General features: G+C 35.8%; 22 protein-coding genes. All 22 read right to left on the bottom strand.

Going from position 1 to position 23,362, the window contains the following annotated elements; genetic code table 11:
• Window positions 1–5: 5 nt before the first annotated feature.
• Window positions 6–2,312 carry a hypothetical protein gene (locus tag QNH69_RS02830; protein WP_282929097.1) on the bottom strand — a complete coding sequence of 769 codons (2,307 nt, stop codon included), beginning with the start codon at window positions 2,310–2,312 and terminating at the stop codon, window positions 6–8.
• A 10-nt stretch (window positions 2,313–2,322) separates the two neighbouring features.
• A complete protein-coding gene (locus QNH69_RS02825) occupies window positions 2,323–4,377 on the bottom strand; it encodes an MMPL family transporter (RefSeq protein WP_282929096.1) in 2,055 nt (684 codons plus the stop codon).
• Between the two features lie 14 nt (window positions 4,378–4,391).
• A complete protein-coding gene (locus tag QNH69_RS02820; RefSeq protein WP_282930186.1) occupies window positions 4,392–4,934 on the bottom strand; it encodes a TetR/AcrR family transcriptional regulator in 543 nt (180 codons plus the stop codon).
• Between the two features lie 278 nt (window positions 4,935–5,212).
• Entirely contained in the window at window positions 5,213–6,271 is a 1,059-nt protein-coding gene (locus QNH69_RS02815; protein WP_044565082.1) for a ribonucleotide-diphosphate reductase subunit beta, read from the bottom strand.
• An 11-nt stretch (window positions 6,272–6,282) separates the two neighbouring features.
• Window positions 6,283–6,543 carry a Txe/YoeB family addiction module toxin gene (locus QNH69_RS02810; RefSeq protein WP_282929095.1) on the bottom strand — a complete coding sequence of 87 codons (261 nt, stop codon included), beginning with the start codon at window positions 6,541–6,543 and terminating at the stop codon, window positions 6,283–6,285.
• A 1-nt stretch (window position 6,544) separates the two neighbouring features.
• A complete protein-coding gene (locus tag QNH69_RS02805; protein ID WP_282929094.1) occupies window positions 6,545–6,805 on the bottom strand; it encodes a type II toxin-antitoxin system RelB/DinJ family antitoxin in 261 nt (86 codons plus the stop codon).
• A gap of 67 nt (window positions 6,806–6,872) precedes the next feature.
• Window positions 6,873–9,401: a ribonucleoside-diphosphate reductase subunit alpha gene (locus QNH69_RS02800; protein WP_282929093.1), complete on the bottom strand. Its 2,529-nt coding sequence runs from the start codon at window positions 9,399–9,401 to the stop codon at window positions 6,873–6,875.
• Window positions 9,402–9,566: 165 nt separating this feature from the next.
• The gene (locus tag QNH69_RS02795) at window positions 9,567–10,031 is read right to left on the bottom strand and encodes an RDD family protein (RefSeq protein WP_282929092.1); all 465 of its coding nucleotides are present in this window, start codon (window positions 10,029–10,031) and stop codon (window positions 9,567–9,569) included.
• Window positions 10,024–10,983, bottom strand: coding sequence for a signal peptide peptidase SppA (gene sppA, locus QNH69_RS02790; protein ID WP_282929091.1), 960 nt, complete (start codon window positions 10,981–10,983; stop codon window positions 10,024–10,026). Before sppA ends, QNH69_RS02795 begins: the two co-directional genes overlap by 8 nt.
• Complete coding sequence (locus QNH69_RS02785; RefSeq protein WP_282929090.1) at window positions 10,973–11,956, bottom strand: Ldh family oxidoreductase; 984 nt, start codon at window positions 11,954–11,956, stop codon at window positions 10,973–10,975. Before QNH69_RS02785 ends, sppA begins: the two co-directional genes overlap by 11 nt.
• A 189-nt stretch (window positions 11,957–12,145) precedes the next feature.
• On the bottom strand, window positions 12,146–14,110 hold the full coding sequence (gene ftsH / locus QNH69_RS02780) for an ATP-dependent zinc metalloprotease FtsH (RefSeq protein WP_282929089.1): 1,965 nt from the start codon (window positions 14,108–14,110) through the stop codon (window positions 12,146–12,148).
• The gene (locus tag QNH69_RS02775) at window positions 14,111–14,581 is read right to left on the bottom strand and encodes a MarR family transcriptional regulator (RefSeq protein WP_044565051.1); all 471 of its coding nucleotides are present in this window, start codon (window positions 14,579–14,581) and stop codon (window positions 14,111–14,113) included.
• A gap of 113 nt (window positions 14,582–14,694) precedes the next feature.
• Window positions 14,695–15,579 carry an NAD(P)/FAD-dependent oxidoreductase gene (locus tag QNH69_RS02770; RefSeq protein WP_282929088.1) on the bottom strand — a complete coding sequence of 295 codons (885 nt, stop codon included), beginning with the start codon at window positions 15,577–15,579 and terminating at the stop codon, window positions 14,695–14,697.
• Window positions 15,579–15,887 carry a thioredoxin domain-containing protein gene (locus tag QNH69_RS02765; protein WP_282929087.1) on the bottom strand — a complete coding sequence of 103 codons (309 nt, stop codon included), beginning with the start codon at window positions 15,885–15,887 and terminating at the stop codon, window positions 15,579–15,581. Before QNH69_RS02765 ends, QNH69_RS02770 begins: the two co-directional genes overlap by 1 nt.
• 172 nt (window positions 15,888–16,059) lie before the next feature.
• Window positions 16,060–16,665 carry a transcriptional regulator gene (locus QNH69_RS02760; protein ID WP_282929086.1) on the bottom strand — a complete coding sequence of 202 codons (606 nt, stop codon included), beginning with the start codon at window positions 16,663–16,665 and terminating at the stop codon, window positions 16,060–16,062.
• Window positions 16,665–18,008: a DUF1538 domain-containing protein gene (locus tag QNH69_RS02755; RefSeq protein ID WP_282929085.1), complete on the bottom strand. Its 1,344-nt coding sequence runs from the start codon at window positions 18,006–18,008 to the stop codon at window positions 16,665–16,667. Before QNH69_RS02755 ends, QNH69_RS02760 begins: the two co-directional genes overlap by 1 nt.
• A gap of 123 nt (window positions 18,009–18,131) precedes the next feature.
• A complete protein-coding gene (gene pta / locus QNH69_RS02750; RefSeq protein ID WP_282929084.1) occupies window positions 18,132–19,121 on the bottom strand; it encodes a phosphate acetyltransferase in 990 nt (329 codons plus the stop codon).
• A 105-nt stretch (window positions 19,122–19,226) separates the two neighbouring features.
• Window positions 19,227–19,703 (bottom strand): DUF4446 family protein, encoded by a 477-nt coding sequence (locus QNH69_RS02745; RefSeq protein ID WP_282929083.1) that lies wholly within the window; start codon window positions 19,701–19,703, stop codon window positions 19,227–19,229.
• On the bottom strand, window positions 19,700–20,263 hold the full coding sequence (locus tag QNH69_RS02740) for a cyclodeaminase/cyclohydrolase family protein (RefSeq protein ID WP_282929082.1): 564 nt from the start codon (window positions 20,261–20,263) through the stop codon (window positions 19,700–19,702). The genes QNH69_RS02745 and QNH69_RS02740 overlap by 4 nt, the downstream gene beginning before the upstream one ends.
• Window positions 20,238–21,143, bottom strand: a complete 906-nt coding sequence (locus QNH69_RS02735) for a ParB/RepB/Spo0J family partition protein (protein WP_282929081.1) — start codon at window positions 21,141–21,143, stop codon at window positions 20,238–20,240. The genes QNH69_RS02740 and QNH69_RS02735 overlap by 26 nt, the downstream gene beginning before the upstream one ends.
• Window positions 21,136–22,095, bottom strand: a complete 960-nt coding sequence (locus QNH69_RS02730) for an AAA family ATPase (RefSeq protein WP_282929080.1) — start codon at window positions 22,093–22,095, stop codon at window positions 21,136–21,138. The genes QNH69_RS02735 and QNH69_RS02730 overlap by 8 nt, the downstream gene beginning before the upstream one ends.
• Window positions 22,073–23,287, bottom strand: a complete 1,215-nt coding sequence (locus tag QNH69_RS02725) for a nicotinamide-nucleotide amidohydrolase family protein (RefSeq protein ID WP_282929079.1) — start codon at window positions 23,285–23,287, stop codon at window positions 22,073–22,075. The genes QNH69_RS02730 and QNH69_RS02725 overlap by 23 nt, the downstream gene beginning before the upstream one ends.
• Window positions 23,288–23,362 lie beyond the last annotated feature (75 nt).

Raw genomic sequence — 23,362 nt, 5'->3', positions numbered from 1 at the left:
TTTTTCTACTTAATCTTTTCTATAATTCTAGATCTTGTTTCAAAGTCTTCTGTTGAGCCAGAGATTGCATTGTTTTCTTTGGATAGTTTTGACATCTCATCTAGGATATCTGAGATTTTTTGGACATCTCCTGTTTTGTTTGAAAGTTCATCTATTCCCTTAGTCTTGTAATCCTTTAGACCTTGGTTAAATTCTTGGTAATTTGCTTGGTAGGTGTCTGAACCTTCCTTGATTTGTAGGGCTGCATTTCTTAGCTCTTGGATACCATTGTTTAGGTCGCCTATTCCCTTGCCCATTGGATCAATAGCTTTTTCATTGATATCTCCAAGGCTGGATAAAGCTTTTGATCTTTCTTCAAATTGTGCTAGGCCGTCAGATAGTTGTTGTGATCCATCTTTTAGGTCGGATGATTTTCCATTTAGTTGGTCCATAGCGCCAGCAAGTTTTGCTACACCTTCTTTGTTTTGGCTAGTTCCTGCTTTTAACTTTTCTGAACCTTGTTTTAATTCTTTAGTTGCATCGTCCATTTGACCTATAGCTTGGCCTAGTTTTACCAAGTCAGAGTTTGATAGGCCTTTGTCTAGCTTACCCACTCCTGCTGCAAGTTTGCCTGATGCTTCTTCTAGCTGTCCACTAGCTGCATTTAATTTTTGACTTAGCTCAGCACTTCCCTTATGAGCTTGGCTGATTCCTGCATTTAATTCTTTGGATCCTTGGTCAAGACCTGCCAAGCCTTGACTAATAGCTCCGTTTACTTGGGCACTTGCTTTAAGGTTTTCAGCTTGGGCGTATAGGCCACTTTCTAATTGTCTTAGGGTATAGATTTCATCAGCATATAATCCATCAACATCTTTGCTTTCAAGACTTGCTGCAATACCTTCTATGGCAGTTGCCTTAGCTATAATGTCTTCTACTGAAGCTGATACACTTGGTGCATTTTGAGCTGTTTGATTTAGTTTTTCTATTCCTTGGCTTAGGGAAGCTGATGATTCTTCTAGTTTGCCTAGACCACCGTCAAGTTCACTTACGCCATTTGCTAGTGGCTTAACATTTTTGCCAAAGTCATCTAGGCCAATTTGGAGATCTGCTAATGACTTACCTAGGGTTGCTATGCCTTCAGTTCCAGAGATAGCTGATGTCTTTTCTCTTAGCATTCCTGTAGCTTCTGATAACTCACCAAGTCCTGCGTCAAGTTTGCCTGCACCTTGATCAAGGTCATTTGCACCCTTATTTAGCTTATCCATGTTTGCATTGATCTGGCTAACAGCTTCGGTGTATTGGCCTATGCCAGCATTTAGTGAAGAGCCACCTTGGTTAAGCTTTGTTACAGCTCCTGAGATTTCTTGAGTTTTTGCTGGCAAATCTTTAAAGGCATTGGCAAATTTTTCGTAAGAGTTTACTAGTTTTGTTGAGCCATCGCTAAGTTTTTCGCTTCCATCAGCAAATTTGCCTAGGCCATCGTTTAATTTTTGGCCACCGTCATTTAGTTTATCTCCAGCATCTACTAGCTTATCTATATTGCTTTCTAATTCTCCTATGCCATCATTTAGGTCATCTAGGGAAGCTAGATTGTTGTCTTCTTGGAAGAATTCGTTAGTAATTACTGCATAGATTTCACTTACTTTATAATCTGTGACATCCATTTCTATTTCTAGGCTTTCTTTGAATCTATCAAGTTTGTCAGCTTCTAGGACATCTGTTAAGTTTTCCCTTAGACCAGGAGTTAAAAGACCTGTTACTATGTCGTTTTTGCCATCTTTTACAATTTTGCCATCAGCAGCTTGTATATTTGTAACTTTGTCAGAATCAAAGCTCATCACAGTTACAACTGCATATGGAGAGTATACTTTTTTCTCCTTGCCGTCTATGACAGCTTGGCTGCTGATATTGTTTGTAGAGCTTGCTACTATTTTTAGATGACCGCTTTTGCCCTCTAGGTCTTTTGATGATATTTCTTTGCCATCAAGATAATAGGTCACCTTTACATCTACTGGAAGCTTCTGATCAGATTTGCCTTGGTAGTAGATATCCTCGTCTTCTTCATTCCAGTTGATGTAGCCATCATTTGTCTTGACTTCTTGGTCTGTTTCAAGGTTTTTGATATCTTTTAGATTTGATTTATCCTTTGCCTTGATATTTTTATCTGAGTTTAGCCAAACAGATGCTGTTTGGTCTGTAATTTTGCCATCTTCCACTGTGACATATATTGTTTCACTTTTCTTTAAGTTATCACTTGCAGCATAGGATACATTTGTTCCCAAGACTGAAGATACTGTTAGAACTGCAAGTGCTTTGACGAATTTATTTTTCATTAATTTCCTCCTAGTTTAAGCCTTTAGTAGTCTTTTTGATAAATGGGAATGTAATACTAATGATTGCTGGTAGGAAGATTATAATTACAAGCATTGAAATTATAGCTCCTCTTGCCAAAAATATACATATAGTTGATACTATTTCCATTTTTGAATATATACCTACGCCGATAGTTGCCGCAAAAAATGATAGGGCAGATGTTACTATTGATTTTGCTGTCTCTTTTGTTGCAACAGCTAGGGCCTCGTTCTTATCTTTTCTTTTTTTGTATTCAAACAAGAACCTGTCTGTCATTAATATTGAATAGTCGATTGTTGAACCAAGTTGTACTACACCAATTATGATTGATGTTATAAATGGTATTGTCTTTCCTGTGTAGAAAGGAATTCCCATGTTTATAAATATGGCAAGTTCTATGGCTGCTATTAGTATAACTGGTATGGCAAATGACTTAAATACTATGGCTATTATGACAAATACAACTGCAATTGATGCAATATTTACCATCTTGAAGTCTCGGTCAGATATTTCTGTCAGATCCTTAGTTAGGACTGCTTCGCCTGTCAAATATCCATCAGGATCGTGAGCTTTTACAATCTTTTTAATCTCACTTATTTGCTTATTTACCTCTGGTGAAGCTGTTTGGTATTTGGAGTTTAGCATAATCATCTGGTAGCCATTTTTCACAAAGTTGTCTTGTAACTTATCTGGCAAGACACTTGATGGTAGAGTTAAGCCTGTAGCAGAGTTTACGCTAAGGACGTTGTTCACACCATCGACATCTTCCAGCTCTTCAACCATGTTGTTGATAGATTGCTTGCTTAGGTCTTCTTTTACTACTATAAAGTGAGTTGAAGCCATATCGTAGTCTTTTTTCATCTTGTTTAAGGCTACTATAGAATCCAAATCTTGTGGCAAGGATCTGTCTAAGTTGTAATAAAGGTCGGTATGATTTGAACCATATACTGCAGGTATAAATAAGGCTAAGAAAACTATAAATAATGTTTTTCTGTACTTTAAGGTAAAGTTTGAAGTCTTATCAAATTCTGGCAATAGGACCTTGTGGTTAAATCTGTTGACCAATTTTTCTGATAGCAATAGCATTGGTGGAAGTACTACTACTGTTGATATTAGTCCCAAAAGCACACCCTTACTCATTACAAGACCAATGTCACGACCAAGAGTAAGTCTCATCAAAAGCAAGACTAAGAATCCTGCAAAGGTAGTAAGAGAAGATGCAAATATTGATGCAACAGTTGATTGTATTGCCTTTGCCATGGCATCTTCATTATTTTCTGTAGTCTTTTTCTTTTCGACATATCTGTGGTAAAGGAATATTGAATAGTCTGTGGTTACAGCTAGTTGCAATACTGCTGCAATTGCCTTTGTAATATATGAAATCTCTCCCAAAAATATGTTTGTACCAAAGTTATACAATATAGCATAGCCGATATTTAACATAAATAGGAAAGGTATGATAGTTGATTCATTTGCCAAACTTAAAACAACAAGGGCAAGAGCAACTGCCAACCCTACATATATAGGAGTTTCGTGGTCGATCAATTCCTTAGTATCTTTTACTAATGAAGACATACCAGATAGGTATTTTTCCTTTGATTCAATAGCCTTGATTTGGTCAATGGCCTCCATAGTCTTAAATGAAGATGATGATTCCTCGAATTTGATCATCAAAAGAGTCGAATCTTCTGCATAAAAGGCATCTCTTATATCCTCAGGCAAAAAATCATTTGGTACTGTATCCCCCACAATAGAGGATTTTGAAATGACATCCTCAACACCATCAATTTCTAGAATTTCTTTCTTAAGCTTATCTGCATCGTGGTCGGACCCCTTTAGGATCAACATGCCAGTAGCAGCATTTTTAAAATCTTTATCTAGAATTTCTTGGCCTTGGGTAGACTCAAGGTCACTTGGCAAGTAGGAGAGAATGTCGTAGTTCACACCAGTGTTTTTGTAGCCTATCCATGATGGGATAAGCAACAATGTCATTATCAAGAGGACTAACTTTGCATGATGTGAAATATAATTTGCAATTCTTTTCATTATTAATCTCCCGTTTACTTAAATATTTTTCTAATAACAGCAAACAAAACTGGTTTCATCTCATCAATTGAAAGAACGGATTCTTCCATCAAGGCACTCTTGCAAGTGGAAATGATGTTTTCTATAGTAAGAGAAAGTATGTAAAGCTGTTGGGGCTCTGTAAATGAGTGCGAAAATAAATTCTCATATTTGTTTAGGATAAATTTCAGAGTCGAGTCAGCTTCCCTTAACTTCTGATCATTTTCAATCTCGGTATAAAGTGCCCAAGTAATATTTTTGCTAAGAAGGTCTAGTTCGAATGGATTGGCAATCAGATAATCGATAATATAATCGACAAAAGATATATATCTTTCGATCGGATCCTCGCCCATGCAAGAATTCTCAGCATTGATAATAATAGAGCTAGCCAAATCTAAAACTAATTTCTCCTTAAGGTCGTTTTTGTCCTTATAATAAAGATAAAAAGTTCCAAGTCCAAAGCCGGCTTCTTTCATAATGTCTCTAACAGAAGTCTTCTCCAGACCCTTTCTTTGAAAAACTCTAATAGCCGCATCCATAATCAACGCTTTCTTATCATTCGATTTATAAATTACCAATCCAATCCCTCCTTTTTTTATAAATGAACAATGTTCATTTGTTGTTATAAAAGTATGATACCGGCATAATGAACACTGTTCAACTTTTTTTAAAAATTTTTTTATTATTTTGATAAAGCTTGTATTTGACTATAGTTGATGTATATTTTTTGACCAAAATGATAGACTTCAATCATTTTGGACACAATAAAAGACTGGATTTTGTGTCCAGTCTTTTATAAGAAATAAAATTTTAGATTTTATAGGTCATCTTCTATTACTGATGATTTAGAGTAAGCAGATACTTTTGCTTCAAAGAAATCTGTCTTCACTTGGTTTGGATCTGAGTATTCATCTACCCATTTCATTGAGCTTGGTATTTCTTTATATCCTTCATAGATTGGTCCAAAGCCTAAGCCCTTTGCCCTAAGATTTCCTAGGTATTTGATATAATCTTCAATCATCTTGCCATTGAGGCCGGCAATATTATCGCCAATAGCGTATTTGCCCCAAGCAATCTCTTCTTCTACACCTTCTTTTAGCATCTCTGTGTAATATTTGATGTGCTCTTCTGTAAATAAGTCAGGTCTTTCTTTTTTAAGGTCGTTGATTAATGACCTAAACAACCACAAGTGAGTATTTTCATCACGGTTGATGTATCTTATCTCTTGGACAGTTCCTGGCATCTTGCCGTTACGTCCTAGGTTGTAGAAAAATGAGAATCCTGAATAGAAGTATATACCCTCAAGGATATAATTTGCAATGATGGCCTTCATAAAGTTAAACTCATCATCTCTTTCTAGGAAATGATTGTATTGGTCGCCTATATATTCATTCCTGTGAAGCAAATGCTCGTCATCTTTCCACATATATAAGATCTTGCTGCGCTCTTCTGGCGAACAGATTGTATCTAGTATATATGAATATGATTGAGAGTGGATAGACTCTTGGTAGGTTTGAATTGATAGGCAAAGATTTATCTCATTTGCGGTAATGTAGGTCTGTAGATTTGGTAGATTTGCTGTTTGTATAGAATCTAGATAGGTCAAAAATGAAATTATCCTATCAAAGGCAAACTTCTCGTGCTCGTCAAGATTGCGATAGTCTTTGATATCTTGATTTAAATTGATCTCCTCTGGAATCCAGAAATTGTTCATAGCTTGCCTATACCAATCGCTAGTCCAGGTGTATTTTAGATTATTAAAATCGTTTAGATTTGTGGTATTACCTTGGATAATCTTTCTCTTAGAAAGATCAATATCCCCATCCTCATTAAAAATCCCACGCTTACCAACTTCTCTGTTTTTACTTTCTTCCATTTGATGCTCCTTTATATATAATGACCCTTACATGCAATAATTACTATTTTATCATCCAAAACTTTATAAACCATTCTATGCTCTTGATTTATTCGCCTGCTCCAATAACCTGCATAGTTTGACTTAAGTGGTTCTGGTTTTCCAATTCCTTCAAAAGGCGTTCTTAAACTAACTTTTATTAGCTCATTTATCTTTTTAAATATTTTCTTATCTTGCTTTTGCCGTGACAGGTAATCTTCCCAAGCTGGCAAAATCCACTCAATACTTCTCAAATCACTCCTCTATTAGTCCATGATTTACAATATCTAACCTTCCATTTTCATAATCATCTATTAATTGTTCAAGTTTTTCTAGATTCTTTGGATTATAAAATGGATCTGCTTCTAACTCAAAAGGTATTTTATTTTCCCTTACAATTTTCTTTAAATATATGTTAATTGCTGATGACAAGGAAATGCCTATATCTGAACATACTCTTTCAGCATCTTTTTTTGTGTCAGAATCTACACGTACGTTTATTTGTGTTTGCGCCATAAATAATTCTCCTTTTTATATACAAATACTATACAATGTATAAGTATATTATCAAAGGATATTATTCCTAGCTTGCACAAGAATCACAATCTTCAACTTCTAGGCTCTTGCCTCTTACATAGTAGATTGATTTTACTCCTGATTCCCATGCTTTGATGTAGACATTTAGAATTTGTCTCATGGTGTATTCTGTTGTTATATAAATATTGATTGATTGGGCTTGGTCTATGTGTCTTTGTCTTACTCCTGCCATTTCCATTGAGATGTTTTGGTCAATGTCGTGGGCGTTTTCGTAGAGCCAGAAGGTTTTGGTTGTAAGCCCTGGTGCTACTCTTGGTACTATGGCACCCTTCTTTTCTTCTAGGAAGTAGCGGCTCATGATTGGGTCAACTCCTGCTGATGTGCCGGATATGATTGATGTTGATCCTGTTGGAGCTATGGCCATTAGATAGCCATTTCTGAGGCCGTTTTTGCCAACTTCTGCTTTTAGTTCTTCCCATCTATCGCTCTTATAGTCTCTAAGTTTGAAGTAATCACCATTTTGCCAGTCAGATCCTTCAAATTCTTTGTAGAATCCTTTTTCTTTGGCTATTTCCATGGACTCTTTGATTGCATAGTAGTTGATATCCTCATAGACCCTATCGACAAAGGCTCCGTGAGCTTCTTTGTTTGACCATTTGATGTCATTTTTTACTAGCATGTGGTGGTAGCCACTTGTTCCAAGGCCAATGGCACGGTATTTCTTGTTGGTTACTTCTGCATAAGGTGTTGGATAGTAGTTTAAATCAATTACATTATCCAAGGCACGGACTACAGTTCTTACAGTTTCTTCAAGCTCTGCTTGATCGTTTACGTCAAGAGCTCCAAGTGTTAGACTTGCTAGGTTACATTCAACAAAGTCTCCAGGTTTTGTCTTGTTTACTATGATTGAATCGCCATTTTCATCTACTATTTCTGTTGAAACTGTCTCTGATGGGCTCATATTTTGGGCGATTTCTGTACATAGGTTTGATGAATAAATCATGCCCTTGTGTTTGTTAGGGTTCATCCTATTTACTGCATCTCTATTAAAGACAAATGGTGTACCTGTTTCTGTCCATGATTTGATTAGTAATCTTACCATTTCCTTTACAGGCATGGTACGGCGAGAAATATTTTTGTCTTCAACAAGTTTTAGGTAGAATTCTTTCCACTCATCTCCATAGGTATCTTCTAGGGCCTTACCATATTTCTTGTCCACTTCGTGTGGGTCAAACATATGCCAGGTTGCGTTTATATCATCCCTACAAAGTTCCCAGAAATAATCTGGTACACATACGCCCGGGAAGATGTCATGAGCTTTCATACGGTCATCTCCGTTGTTGGTCTTTAGGGCCAAGAATTCTGGTATATCTTTATGCCAGATATCTAGATAGCAGGCAACAGCGCCTTGGCGTACTCCTAGTTGGTCTACAGCAACAGCTGTGTCATTGGCAAGTCTTATCCAGCGGATAACCCCACCTGCAACTCCTTCAAAACCTCGGATATCAGACCCATTGGCACGAACCTTACCAAAGTAAAGTCCCATACCTCCACCATGTTTGGAAACTTCGGCAAAGTTTGTTATAGAACGGTAGATTCCCTTTAAAGTATCTGGAACTGTGTCTATAAAGCAGCTTGAAAGCTGGTTAAATGGCTTTCTAGCATTGGTCATTGTTGGGGTTGCCATAGTTGCTTTTAGGCTTGATAGAATATCATAAAGTCTTTTGGCAAAGGCCACTCTGTCTTTTTCTGGAATGGCTAGGTGCATGGCAATGCCCATAAACATTTCTTGGACACTTTCTATGATGTCCCCAGTAAAGGTCTTTATAAGATATCTTTTCTTTACTAAGTCTAGACCTGAAAATGTAAACAACTTGTCGCGGTCCTTGTTAAGGTAGCTTCCTAGTTCATCAAGGTCGTCAGAGCTGTAGTTTTCTAAGATATATTCTCCATAAAGACCTGCTTGAGTGAGGTATTCAATTTTGGATTTGAAGTCATAGATATCAAATCTTTCTTCGTTTCTTTCGATCTCTAGGTTGATTTCGTGCATCAAAAACCTAGCTGCAATGATTTCCCAATCTGGACCTTCTTTGCTTGTAAGTTCACTTGCAGCACGGATTAGGGCTTTTAAGTGGTCCATTTCTGTCATATTTGCCTTGGTGAAAGATTCAAATTTCAAATATAAAGATTCGATAGGATATCTTTGGTTGTCAAACTCTTCTTGGATTTCTTCAAGTATTCTTAGAACTTCTTTATCAGTAATAAAGTTTTCAAAATCAGTAATAACCTTACGATCCATATTGTGTTTGGCCCTGTATAGGATGTAAGATTTTACTTCTCTGTAATAATTTTCATCTATGAGAGTTAGCTCAACTAAATCTTGTACTTCTTCTACTGTAACTGTGTGGTCTTTGGGATATTTTTCCTTGATAGTTGCTACGATTTTGTCTGACATATACCTTAGCTTTTCGTCAGTAACCATAGAATCTACAGAAGCAAAAGATTTTTTTATGGCTAGCTCAATTTTTTCTTGTTCGAACGGAACATAGGTCCCATCCCTTTTAATTATTTCCATTATTACTCCTCAATTTTAACAAAGAAAAATAAACACTAGATATAGTGTTTATTTCTAGATTTCTTATTAAATTATACCACATATAGTATGCTTTTGAAAATTTAGGATAAGGCCTTGTTTTCAATCTTTGCCAATTTTTAAGGCGTTTGTCAGTTTAATTTTATATTAATTTGTGACTATTTCTAAATCTTTGTTGGTGAAATACGAACTAACATTTTCCCTTACTACAACAGTGTCTGAAAGTATATCCATTAGTGACTGTTTCATAGGAGCAAAGCCAACTATCAAATACAAAAACATAAACTTGTTTTGAACATATCTTCCAAATGTTTCACGTGAAACAATTTGTAGGAAATTTAAATCGCTTCCGTCTATGGAAACAACTCGAATGTTTGTAATCATCTTGCCCAGTGTTTGGCCTTTATTAAAATATGTGGTGAGGGTGAAATACGCCAGAGTGATTACCCAATACACTAAGACTTCTACGTGTAAATTAAAGGCAATTGTAGTGTTTGGGTCAACAAAACTTGTGACAATTCTTTTCAAAGCGTAAACAACAACCATATCAATGGCAAAGGCTACTAGTCTTATGAAAAATCCAGCATAGACAAAGGATGGTTTCTCATTCATAAGAACCTCCATAAAGATACATTGGCTTTAGCCCTTCAGCCTTCATCATTTCTTCCAATACTTCTAGGTCTGATTTATTTGATTTGAATCCTGGTAAGTATTTGCTAAAGTTTGAAAATACATCAACTTTTTCTACCGCAAGTGGATCTGACAAATTGTATTCTTTTGCCATTTCCTTATAGGCAGCTTCCAAATCTCCTATAGAGTCAACTAATCCATTTTCTACAGCTTGGCTTCCATCATAGATTCTACCGTCAGCAAGTTTCCTAACATCAGCTTCTGACATATTTCTACCATCAGCAACAACTTTTACAAAGCGAGCAAAGGCTGAGTCGACAAGATTTTGTAAATATTCTCTTTCTTCCTTATCCAAAGCTTTGCCAGGAGAGCCTGCATCTTTCATCTTGCCGGTTGTGATATTTTGTTCCTTGATGCCATATTTCTCAAATAATCCTTCTAAAGAATATGACTGCATTATAACTCCTATTGAACCTGTAAAGGTCTCATTTGATGCGAAAATCTTATCGCATGGAGCAGATATATAGTAGCCACCACTTGCTGCAAGTTCTTGCATTACTGCATAGACAGGTTTGTTTGTTTCTTTAAGTTTATTGATTTCCTTATATATCTTCTCGCTAGCATAAACAGATCCGCCTGGGGAATTTATGTGCATGATAACACCAACTACACTTGGATCCTTGCGAGCATCTTCTAGCTGATCTACAATTGTATCGTTATTGCTATCATTGGCAATAACTCCGTCAACATTTATTATAGAGATTTTTTCCATAGGATTAGAACCGTATAATACTTCCTCTTCCATTTGGTAAAATTTATCCAAGGCATCTTTTCTGACTTTATTTTCATCAATCTTGTTTCCCTCAGTAAATAAGGAAACTAGTAAAACTAATAAGGCTAATCCTGCTGCTAACCATCTTTTTTTATTTTCCATTTATATAATCCTTTAACTTTTTCACATATTCTTCGTCAACTTCTATGCCCTGATCTAAGGACTCTTTTCTCTTTCTTATCATTCTTTCTCCCGGATAAGTAGTCTTGCTTGACCCATCCTTGATGTAGGCAATAGTATCACTCATTTTCCCCTTAAAATCTTCAGTAAAATTCTTCGGGTCTATGGCGATAAATACTTGGCTAATCCCTATACACATACCCTTATCCATCTTGTCCACATCATAGGTGGTGTTCCCATCAGCTAGGATTGCTGCCAGTATATCTAGGGCTATGGCAAGTCCAGATCCTTTCCAATATCCCATTGGATAGGCAAGGCCTCCATTAATAATATCCTCTGGTTTTTTAGTTTCATTGCCATCCTTATCTAGGCCACCAATATAGGCTAGTTCTTCTCCTGCTGACGCAGTAACTTGGAGCTTGCCAAAAGAATACTGGCTCATAGCCATATCCAAAACAAAATCACCATAGGGTACTGCAATAGAAAGAGGATTGTTACCTATATTGATCTTATCTGATCCCCAAGCTGGCATATTGGAGTCAGTATTAGACCAAGCTATTCCTATGAGATTATCCTCACAAATATTCATAGTGTATGTAGCTGCTCTTTGCCAGTGGGTGGTATTTCTTAGGCTAACTAGACCCAGTCCATATTCCTTTGCCAAGGTTTTTGCCCTATTTGATGCAAAGATTGCATTCTTTACTCCCATGCCAAAGTTGCCATCGTATTGTTCGACCATTGCCATAGACTTTAGCAAGGTTGGTCTTTGATGTATATCTATGGAACCATCCTCTACAAGTTCTATAAATTTGGGTACTCTATTTAGTCCATGAGAATAAACACCATCTCTTGAAGATTCTGTGTGAACTTGGGCCAAAAGCTCAGCATCCTCTTCGGACAAGCCCGCCTTTAGGAGGGCATCTTTAATTAGTTTTTTTAAATCATCAAATTTCATCATTAGCTCCTTTGTAAGAGTATATCAGATATTTTATCAATATGAAATTATCGTTGCCACAATTTATTTGATAAGTATAATATTAGTGCATGACAATTATCGTTAACACTAAAAAATAATTGAAATGTATAGGTCCATAGTGGCCTATTTACATAAATTAAAAACTGCCTTATTGGGGCAGTTTTTTGTTTATTCTTCGCTTTCGCTACTTATTGGTGGCAAATCTTCTTTTGGGCTTTCGCCGTCGTCCAAGTCATTTACATCCACATCAGTATTTTCTATTACTTCTGCTTGATCTACTTGAGCAATATTTTTGCGATTTAGGATTTCCATAAATTGTTCACCAGTGATTGTTTCTTCTTTTAGTAAGAAGTCTGCAATCTCGTGAAGCTTATCCATATTTTCTTTTAGGATTTCTATGGCTCTCATGTGGGCTGCGGAAATAATTTTTTGAACTTTTTCGTCAATTTTATTTCCAGTACCACTTGAGACTATTAGTCCTCTCTCGCCTCCTAGGTATCTGCCCTGGATTTGTTCTAATTGCATAAAGTCGAAGTCTTCGTCCATACCATAGATAGTTACCATTGATCTTGCCATAGCTGTGGCACGTTCTATATCGTTGCTTGCACCGGTAGTCTTGGTGTTAAATATAAGCTCTTCTGCAGAACGTCCACCTGCCAAGGTACAAATCTCATCAAAGATTTCTTCTTTGGTCATGATGTATTTTTCATCTTTGTCTACTGTCATAGTGTAGCCCAAAGCTCCACCTGTTCTTGGAACAATTGTTATTTTTGTAACAGGTGTCTTGTGAGTTTGAATTGCTGCTACTAGGGCGTGTCCTACTTCATGGTAGGCAATGATTTTCTTTTGATCATCAGAAATAACTGCATTTTTCTTTTGTTGGCCAGCTATTACTACTTCTATAGATTCTTCCAAGTCTTCTTGGCTTAGCTTTTTGCGGCCTTCACGAACTGCACGTAGGGCACCTTCGTTTACTATATTGGCAAGATCGGCACCACTTGTACCAGCTGTTCTTGCTGCTATCTCTTCATAGTCTATATCGTCTTCACGTTTTACAACTTTTGCGTGTACTTTTAATATGTCCTCACGGCCTTTTTTGTCAGGAAGTTCTACTTGAACTTGTCTGTCAAAACGTCCTGGGCGAGTTAGGGCTGGGTCTAAGATTTCTGGTCTGTTTGTTGCTGCTAGAAGAACTACTCCCTCTGTGGCATCGAATCCATCCATTTCGTTTAGCAATTGGTTTAGAGTTTGCTCACGTTCGTCATTGCCAGAATAACCAGATACATCACGTTTTTTACCTATAGCGTCAATCTCGTCTATAAATACTATACATGGTGCCTTTTCCTTGGCTTGTTTGAATAGGTCACGAACCTTGCTTGCACCAAGTCCTACAAACATCTCAACGAATTCTGATCCAGAGATGATGAAAAATGGTACATTAGCTTCACCAGCTACAGCTTTTGCTAATAAAGTTTTACCTGTTCCTGGAGGTCCTACTAGTAGCACTCCCTTTGGAACCTTGGCACCAATCTCTTTGTACTTACCTGGGTTGTGAAGAAAATCTACTATTTCAAATAGAGAATCCTTAGCTTCTTCTTGGCCTGCTACATCCTTAAAAGTCTTACCGGTTTTATTTTCTACATATACCTTGGCATTTGACTTACCAAAGTTCATAAAGTCGGCGCCGCCTCGGCCACCCATTGTCTTTGTAAGTGACCTTGATGCAAACCAGAATATCCCCCAGATTAAAAATAATGGCAATATTGAGGTTATAAATAGTGTTAGCCATGGGTTCATGGATGTTTCTATTTTTTTGCCAAAGGTCAATTTATCGTTTCTTTTTTTGGCGTCAAGTAGTCTATCTGTTAGGTCTGTATCTGCCCATAGACCAGTTTCGTAAGTCTTTTCTTCACCATCAACCTTAGCTTTGAAGGTATACTTGGTGTCGTCCTTATATACTTCTGTTACTTGGTCTTTTTCAATCATTGACACAAATTGGCTGTAAGATACTTCTTTGGCTCCATCTTTTGCGGCAATTGGGTTTAGGGCATAGCGTATTATAACAAATAATACTACCGCTACAATCCAATAATATAAAAAGGGTTTATTGGATTTATTTTTCTTATCGTTCATCTATAATCCGCTCCTTGAGATATAGTTATCAAGTAGTTCATCCAGAGCATCTAGTTCATCAACAATAGTTTGCAAGTTTACATTTATATTATCTTTTGGTATGTCTGATCTGATTTGATCAAAGTATACACCAACTTTTTCTGCTGCTGACTTTCCATTGTCAGTTAAAATAACATTTACAACTCTCTCATCGTCGACAGATCTTATTCTTTCAACGAACCCTTGTTTTTCTAATTTTTTGCATATATTTGATATATTTCCACCAGTCACTCCAATGGCCTTGCCCAAGTTTCCTATAGATACTTCTTTTCCTGCTGAATATAGGGTTATGAGCATCTTTAGTTGTAGGGTTGTTATTCCTAGCTCTGTTGCAGTGTCTTGTAATAATATATCTATTTTGTGAGATATTTCTCTTATCATCGAGAATATAGAATTGTTAAATTCAAAAAAATCAATATGTTCTGTAGCCATACTTCCTCCTAGATAAAAATATTCATCTAGCTATATTTTACATAATTTTTCATTATTTTCAAATATAAAATATTATTTATAAAACGACTTCTTTTTAAAAAAGTTTTTTATGCTTACCAAGTAGATTTATCGAAGCTATCCTTGTTGAGAAGGCTAATGTATTTAGCTGCATCAAGGGCTGCAACTTGACCTTGGCCAACTGACTTATTTATTTGATAAGGTCTACCAGCAACATCTCCTGCTGCATATAGGCCACGGATATTGGTTCTGCAATTGTCATGGACTATTATATGTTCATCATCTGTTTCTATAGATGGAACTAGACGGGATGGCTTTGATGAATCTCTTATTATAAAAAATCCATCAGCAGATATCTCTTTTCCTGACTTAAATTTCAAAACACTTGCCCTATCTTCTCCAATAAATTCTACTGGAACTTCTCCACTTATGACTTCTATAGAATCATTTAGCTTGATATCATCTTTGTACATATTTACAAAAATAAGCTCATCTACAATCTCTGATGTAAAGTTTGCTTCCTCGAGGCTTTCTTCATTGTAGCCAATGACTAGAACTTTCTTCCCCTTATAAAGGGCAGCATCACAGGTCGCACAATAGGAAACTCCCTTGGCAAAAAACTTATCTTCGTTGATCAAATCTTTCTTAAGTTCTATACCAGTTGCAACTATGACTGATGTGGCCTCTACCATGTCATTATTTTTTAGCATAAGGCCAAAATAATCGCCCATGGCATATACTTGTTGGACTTTTTGATCTGATTTTTCGTAATCATAGGGATCTAGAGATTTTTTGAAGGCATCATTTAATTCTTTGCCAGATACATCTCCAAAGCCCAGATAGTTTTTGATTGATTCGCTGTTTTCTAGGCTAGGCGAATCTGTGCCAAATATTATTACGGATTTATTTCTTATTTTTGCATTCAATAAGGCGCTCAGTCCTGCTGGACCAGCGCCTATAATTGCTAAGTCATATCTCATTATAAGTATTTTCCCATTGCCTTTTCTAGGACATCTTTGGCTTGGAAACCTACTAGAGTTTCTTTTAGGACTCCATCTTTGAAAATCATTAGTGATGGTACTGCATTTACATTGTATTTTGATGCTATATCGGATGAATTATCTACATCTATACCATAGATATCATATGATACTTCTTCAGAAAGTTCTTGAAGAATTGGTGCTTGCATCTTGCATGGTCCACACCATGTTGCATTAAAATCAACTAAAGCAAGTCCAGATCCATTTTCTACTAAATTTACAAATTCCATTGAGTCTAATTCACGCATTTTTTTCTCCTTATGTTTATCTATGAGTTTGGGGCAATCAACCATAGTTGCTTGTTTGATCTTTTTTAGTAAGCTATCTACTATGCTAGCTAAATTTTCCATCAAATAGTAAATAGGCCATTATAGGCATATTTAGATGAAAAAACTATTAGCCTAGTAGGGATATTTTAGTCTAGCTTCCTTGTTCTATTAGTCCCCTGACTTCCATTACTGGTAGTGAATATATTATACCCTTATTTTCATCTTCTAAATTCATTTCTTCATATATGGCGTTTTTTATTGGGCCCATTAGTTCTTTTTTAACTAACATTATTACAATATCTTTTTCTGGTTCTATGTTCATATTTAGAAGTATAGACTTTTGCTGTCTGCCAGCTCCTCGTCCGTGGACTAAGGTTGCTCCCTTTGCTCCATTATCTTGGGCGATTTTTACTGCTTTTTGTCCTTCTTGCCTATCTACTATTACATACATGGCTACATATTCTATATTCAATTCATCTTCTCCTTTGTAATCAAGTGGCGATGTGAATGCTATGGCTGTGTTTGTTTGCTTTAATTTTTCCTTTATATCATCCAAGATTTTCTTACTTTTTTCTTCATCCATGATGGCCATAACGATTTCTTTTCTTATTCTATCTGTATGGAGGGCGTTTAATATAGCACTGGTGGCTGATCCATAACCATAGAAACAAGCAATTCCCATGGCTCCATCATCCTTTAATATTTTCATAAATTCACTGCCTTTTCCACGTGGCATTATTACTCTTAAAAGCTGCATTAATGTCCTCCTTTGTATAGGTATCCCATTATCATAATTGTAAGTACTGGCATCATTGCTACAAATGATATAACCCCAAATCCATCTGCAACATTTCCAGCAACTCCCTGGCAAAAGGCTAAGATAAAGGTTGCTGTCATTGGTCCAGATGCTACTCCACCTGAGTCAAAGGCAATTCCAGCAAATATCTGTGGGACTTTCCTTGATATGATCAAACTTAGTAAGAATCCTGGTACTATGACCATCCATAGGGCAAAGCCATCAGATTTTATCCTAATTATAGCAAGCATTACCGCAAAGGCAACACCAAGGGATAGGGCACGTAAAATATTCTTTCTAGGTATGGAACCTGCTGTAACATCTTCTACTTGCTCGGCCAATACTGCCACTGCCGGCTCTGCAAGGACTACTACTAGGCCCATGACAAAAGCTACTATTGGCAAGAATTTAGAATCACTTAGTCCCTGGCCAAGTTCTCTAGCCAAGTCCATGAAGCCTCCTTCTACCGAGGTCAAAAATATTATTAGACCAATGTAGGTGTATAAAAGTCCCAATATTATTTCTACTAGCTCATCTTTTGATAGTTTAAAATAAAATGCATTCACGGAAAAAAACACTATAGCAATCGGAAGTATTGCAAAAGTAGAGTTTTTAAGTCCCGATACTAGGGCGGATGCATGGGCGATATCAGCTATCTCCATTGGCTTATCTCCTATAGACAAACTCATCACAAGTCCTGCAAGAATTGGTCCCGCTGAAGCTATACCAACTAAGCCAAAGGAGTTATCTTCGTTTAGATTTCCCTTTAGGTTGGCAACTCCTAGGCCCAGAGCAATTATAAATGGAGTTGTCATAGCGCCAGTAGTTGCCCCAGAAGCATCGTAGGCTATAGCATGACCAGTATCGCTTGTGAAAATCATTAGGATAAACACTATCGTGTATACTATCCACATTAGCAATGAAATAGAGATTTCCTTAAAAATCCTGTATAAGCCTATGGAAATCATAAGCCCTACACCTAGAGATATGATTATTACTATAAGAAATGGTGATATTCCTATTGCTTGGCTTACTTGATTGGCAAGTATTAATAGATCTGGCTCAGCAATAGAAATTATAAAACCAATAAAGATTCCAAATATTATAACTTTTATAATTTTATCAAATCTTCCCAAAAAATCACCCATAATAGTACCTATCTTTGAAACAGATAGATCCACCCCAGATAGGAATATAGATAGGCCTATAATTACTCCAAGCGCTCCAAGGGTAAATTTAATAAGAAGATATGTCGAAAGGCCAACAAAAATATTTAATATGTATACCAAAATTACTATAGGCAAAACTGCCTTGGTATTTTCCTTTATGTTTTCAAAAAATATATATTGCTCCTTTTGTTTTTAAAAAAAGAGGCAATCAAATTGATTGTCTCCTTAATAGTATCGTCTATCCAAAGTTTAATAAATTTATTTATTTACTGCTTGGCTTGCTGTGATTATTGCAATTTCGTAAACGTCTTGAGCGGAACATCCACGAGATAGGTCGTTTACTGGTGCATTTAATCCTTGAAGTATTGGGCCTAGAGCTTTGTAACCACCAAGTCTTTGGGCAATCTTGTAACCAATATTACCTGCTTGTAGGTCTGGGAATACAAATACATTTGCTGTACCAGCTACATCTGATTTTGGTGCTTTATTTTTTGCAGTAGTTGGATCTATTGCAGCATCAAATTGTAATTCTCCATCAAGTGGTAAATCTGGTGCAAGTTCCTTAGCTTTTTTAGTAGCTTTTACTACCTTATCTACTAGGTCATGTTTTGCAGATCCCTTTGTAGAGAATGATAGTAGAGCAACTCTTGGATCCATGCCAAATCCTCTAGCAGTTTCTGCAGATTCTACTGCAACTTCTGCCATTTCTTGAGATTCAAGGGTAATATTTACTGCTGTATCTGCAAATATTAATTGTTCTCCATTTGGTCCTATCATAACCATGATTCCAGATACTCTTGATACTCCTGGTTTAGTCTTGATAAGTTGTAGGGCTGGTCTGATTGTATCACCTGTTGTACCTATAGCACCTGATACCATACCATCTGCAAGACCTGCTTTTACCAACATAACCCCATAGTAGTTGTTATCTTTTTTGAGCATATACTCAGCATCCATTGTTGTAGCTTTACCTTTTCTAGCTTCAACAAATTTTTCTACTAGGAAATTAAAGTTTTCGTCATATTGTGGATCTATAATCTCAAGATCTGCTAGATGAAGACCGTTTTCATCGGCAACTTTTTGTATTTGGCCCTTATCTCCTAATACAATTGGGTGGATAAGTCCATCTTCCTTGTGTTTGATAGCTGCTTCCAGGATTCTTTTATCTGTACCTTCTGGAAAAACGATTTTTAGATTCTTACCATCAATAGCCTTTGTAGCCATTTCTAATATTGATGAATTTGACATAATTCCTCCTATTTATAAAGTCTTATTATATTTTATACCCAATTGCTAGTAATTAACAAGCCTTGATTTATAAATAAAAGATAAAACAAATAATAGTTAATCTTTTCACATTCCTTTTGCTCTTTTTAAAGCCTCATCTTCTTGCTTTGATAAATCAACCTTGGTTTGTCCGTTGGTAATTTCTTTTAAATATATATTAGATCCATCATTGCCATAAAGATTGGTAAGAATTATTCCGTTATGGAAATTGTCTAATAAGCATAAGGAAAAAGATAGTTCAGAAGTCTGACCCTCAAAGGCATTGTAATGGACAACGGCCATATTGGATATAGCTCCCATAGTTGTATCTTTGGCTTCAATAGATCTTTGGTCAACAGATCTCAATTGTTTATTGGATGACTCTATCTGATCATTTAAGGTCAATAGTAATTCTTCCAAATTTACATCTTCACTTGAACCTCTAAGTAGGTGGTCGTATCTTTGTTTTTGTCGTCTAAGTTTATTGTTCATAGACTGAATCATAGCAAATTCTACAACTACTAGAACCGCTAAGATTCCTAAAATAACATATACTAGTGTCATTTATTCCTTCTTTCAATTATTAACTTATTCTTTTGATAAAGATTTTCGATTTTTTCTTTAATAACTTCCTCTTCTTTAAATTGACCTAGATTTATCTTAATGGTTGGAAGACCAGCTAAGCTAGCCGTTCTTAACAAGTCATTTGCAATCTGTCCATCAGTAAGGGTAGATTTCTTGCCATATGTCAAATAAAATGCTAAGACTTCCAAAGCCTGTCGATTAATATCTATCATATCTAATAAAGGCCTAGATGCATCTACATAATTTTGATCGTTTATAGATCCATCTTTGTATGCTTTCATAAGCGAATCAAAATTATCTACATCATCTTGCATTAAGATAGAAAGTTTATCAGAAGATTTTAAAATTGTTTCATGTGAAACATCAGCTAATTCTTTATACTCTCTCCAATCATTTTTATCCATCATAAGCATTAGATTTATGGCGAGATTTGAAATTAATATTAAGATTGCTCCTCCGCCAGGATTAGCTTCTTTGGCTCTTGTTTGCTTGATGAGAGTCGGAATATCCATGTCAATTAGCTTTTGTAAGTTTGTCATAGATCTTTTCTACATCCTCTATAGAATAACAATCGATAGTAACCTTGTAAGCCTTGCCAGATTTCTTGACATTGACCTTTGAACCAAGTTTTTCCATAAACTTTTCTTTCAAATCTTCAAACAATATATCATCAATGTTTGGGCCTAATTCCTTCTTTTCAGTTTTTGTCGAAACCTTTCTTTCAACTTTTCTTATATTGGTGCTACCATTGATAAAATCATTCAATGTTAAGCTTCTTTGATTAGGGTCTTCTATTGATAGAAGAGTTCTAGCTTGGCTTGGAGATATTTTTCCATCATTTAAGGCTCTTTTTTCTATATCGTATAAGTTTAATAGCCTTAAAGTATTTGCTATATAAGATCTAGATTTACCTACGGTTTTTGCTATCTGCTCTTGGGTCATCTTATGGTCCTTGGATAGTTTTTGGTATGCTTGTGCTTCCTCAAGTGCCTTAAGATCTTCCCTTTGAATGTTTTCGACTAATGACAATACATCAACATCTTTTTGATCAAATTCTTTAACAATAGCATCTATCTCTTCTAAACCAGCAAGTTTGCTAGCCCTGTACCTACGTTCACCGGCAAGGATTTCGTAGTGGTCATCTTTTTTAGTTACTACAATAGGGTTAAGTAGGCCGTATTCTTTTATAGAAGAAGCTAAATCATTAAGACTTTCATCATCAAATGACTTTCTTGGTTGGTTTTCACGAGCTTTGATTTTATTAAGTGGTATTCTAGTAATTTCGTTTGATGATATTTCTTTTGATGATTGTTTATTTTCATCTGGTTTTTTGTTGTAATTAAATACTGGTTTTAATTCCTTGTTGTTTTCTGGAATCAGTGAATTAAGACCTCTACCTAAGGCTCTTCTATTACTCATTTACACTCTCACTTTCATTTATTTCATTAGCTAGGATTTGGTAGGCATAAGCACCAGGTGATTTTATGTCATATTCAATAGTTGATAGACCGTGGCTTGGTGCCTCAGCAAGTCTTGGGTTTCTAGGTATCATTACCTTAAATACCTTATCTTTAAAATATGATTTAACTTCTTCAACAACTTCATAGGATAGATATGTTCTCTTATCAAACATAGTTAGTAGGACACCTTCTATTTCTAAGTCTGTATTAAGTTGTTTTTTTACAAGATTAAAGGTATTCATCAATTCAGATATTCCCTCGAGGGCATAATATTCTGCCTGAACAGGAATTACAATTGAATTACTAGCAACTAGGGCATTGATTGAAAGAAGACCTAGGGATGGAGGACAATCGATTAGTACATAATCATAACCTTCTACATCTTTTAGCAATCCCTTTAATTGTTGGGTTCGCTCTATTGGATCAAGGGCTACCAATTCTACTTCTAGACCAGAAAGAGCTGCTTCAGATGGGATAATATCTACACCTGATTTTGTCTGACTTATGTATTCATTAATGTCAATGGATTCCGGTTCTTCTATCTCTTCTAAATTATCAGATTTTTCCTCATTAGAATCACCTTCTTCTACTTCATAGGTTTCTTTGTTTACTTCTTCTATATTTACTTGGTCATTTTCTTCTTCAGTTCCATCATCAGAAAGAACATCAACTTCTTCTAAAGTTTCATTATCCTCTACCATTTCAACTTCTTCATTAGCATAAAATAAGTCATACAAAGAAGTATCTATATTGTACTTATCTAGACCCAATCCGGAAGTTGTATTAGCTTGAGGATCTATATCTACTACCAAGACTTTTTTAGATAAGTTTGCAAGGGCTACTGCTAGGTTTACAACAGTGGTTGTCTTTCCAACTCCCCCCTTCTGATTAAATACTGATATTACTTTCATATACACCTCTCATAATTAAAATCGCCATATCTATTGCATGATTCTTTGTTCTTAGTCTTACTCTGTTTCTATCACCATTAAGTTGCAAATGTTTTATGTATTTCTTTCCTTTATATAAGACCCCTAAAAATACCTCTCCTGTGTGGGCATAGCCTGTAGTTGCAATGCTAAGTTCACTTTGACTTATTTGGTACAGGCCATCTAACATTTGAACTAAAACTTCTTCACTCACTACATCATACTTCTTAATTGTTTCACATGAAACATTTAATAGTTTTTCTTTTGCTTGGTTGGAATATACTATATAAGATTCTTTTAGCACGTCGCTTGCACCAGGGATATCGATAATTGATGACGCAATGAGACCACCGGTAATTGATTCAGCTGTTGATATGCATTCTTCTCTTTCTTTTAGCAAATTAATTAGCACTTCTTCTTTTTTTATATCTTCACAGGTAATCAAATAGGGAGAAAGATTTGCTTCTACTATTGCTATTCCCTTATTAATCTGCCTATCAACTTCAGATTCACTCTTATCTTTGGCAGTAATTCTTAACACTGGTCCCTCGCTTGTTATGTATGGGCTAATAGTAGGTTTTTCTCTATCAAGATCTATTTTTCGAGCCATTTCCCATTCACCCAATAGTGCAATTTGAGCAAATACTGACTTCATATATGCATCATGGGGTAGGTATTTCACTACTTCATTTGTAAACATGAGCTCCATCTCATTTGGTGGACCTGGCATAATTATATATTTTGTACCTGTCTTTGAAGTAAAAATTCCTCCGGGAGCTGTGCCAGCAGGATTTTTCAAAACTATTGCTTCTTTTGGAAACATAGCTTGCTTGATATTCTCATATGCCTTTTTCTTACTTCCATTAAAATAATCTACCAAGGCATCATATGATTCTTTATGAAGGTCAGACTCTAATCCCAAGGCTTTGATTACAGCTTCCTTGGTCAAATCATCTGGCGTTGGTCCTAGTCCGCCACTACTTATAACAAAATCTACTTTGCCATCGCAAGCTTTAAAAGCTTCTACAAGTCTGTCAAAATTATCACCAATGGTTTCCATCTTGTATAAGTTTATTCCTAATTCTCTTAATTTTTCTGCTATGAATTTTGAATTTGTATCTACTATATTTCCTAGTAATATTTCTGTTCCTATTGAAAAAATTTGTGCATCCATAATTACTCCATTTCTAATATAGTATACCACAAAGATATGATATGAAAAAATATAATAGGGTATAAACTTATCAAA

The organism is Anaerococcus sp. Marseille-Q7828, from assembly GCF_949769285.1.
Taxonomy (GTDB): domain Bacteria; phylum Bacillota; class Clostridia; order Tissierellales; family Peptoniphilaceae; genus Anaerococcus.
Note: the sequence above shows the minus strand (reverse complement) of the source record. Positions and strands in the feature narration are given on the sequence as shown.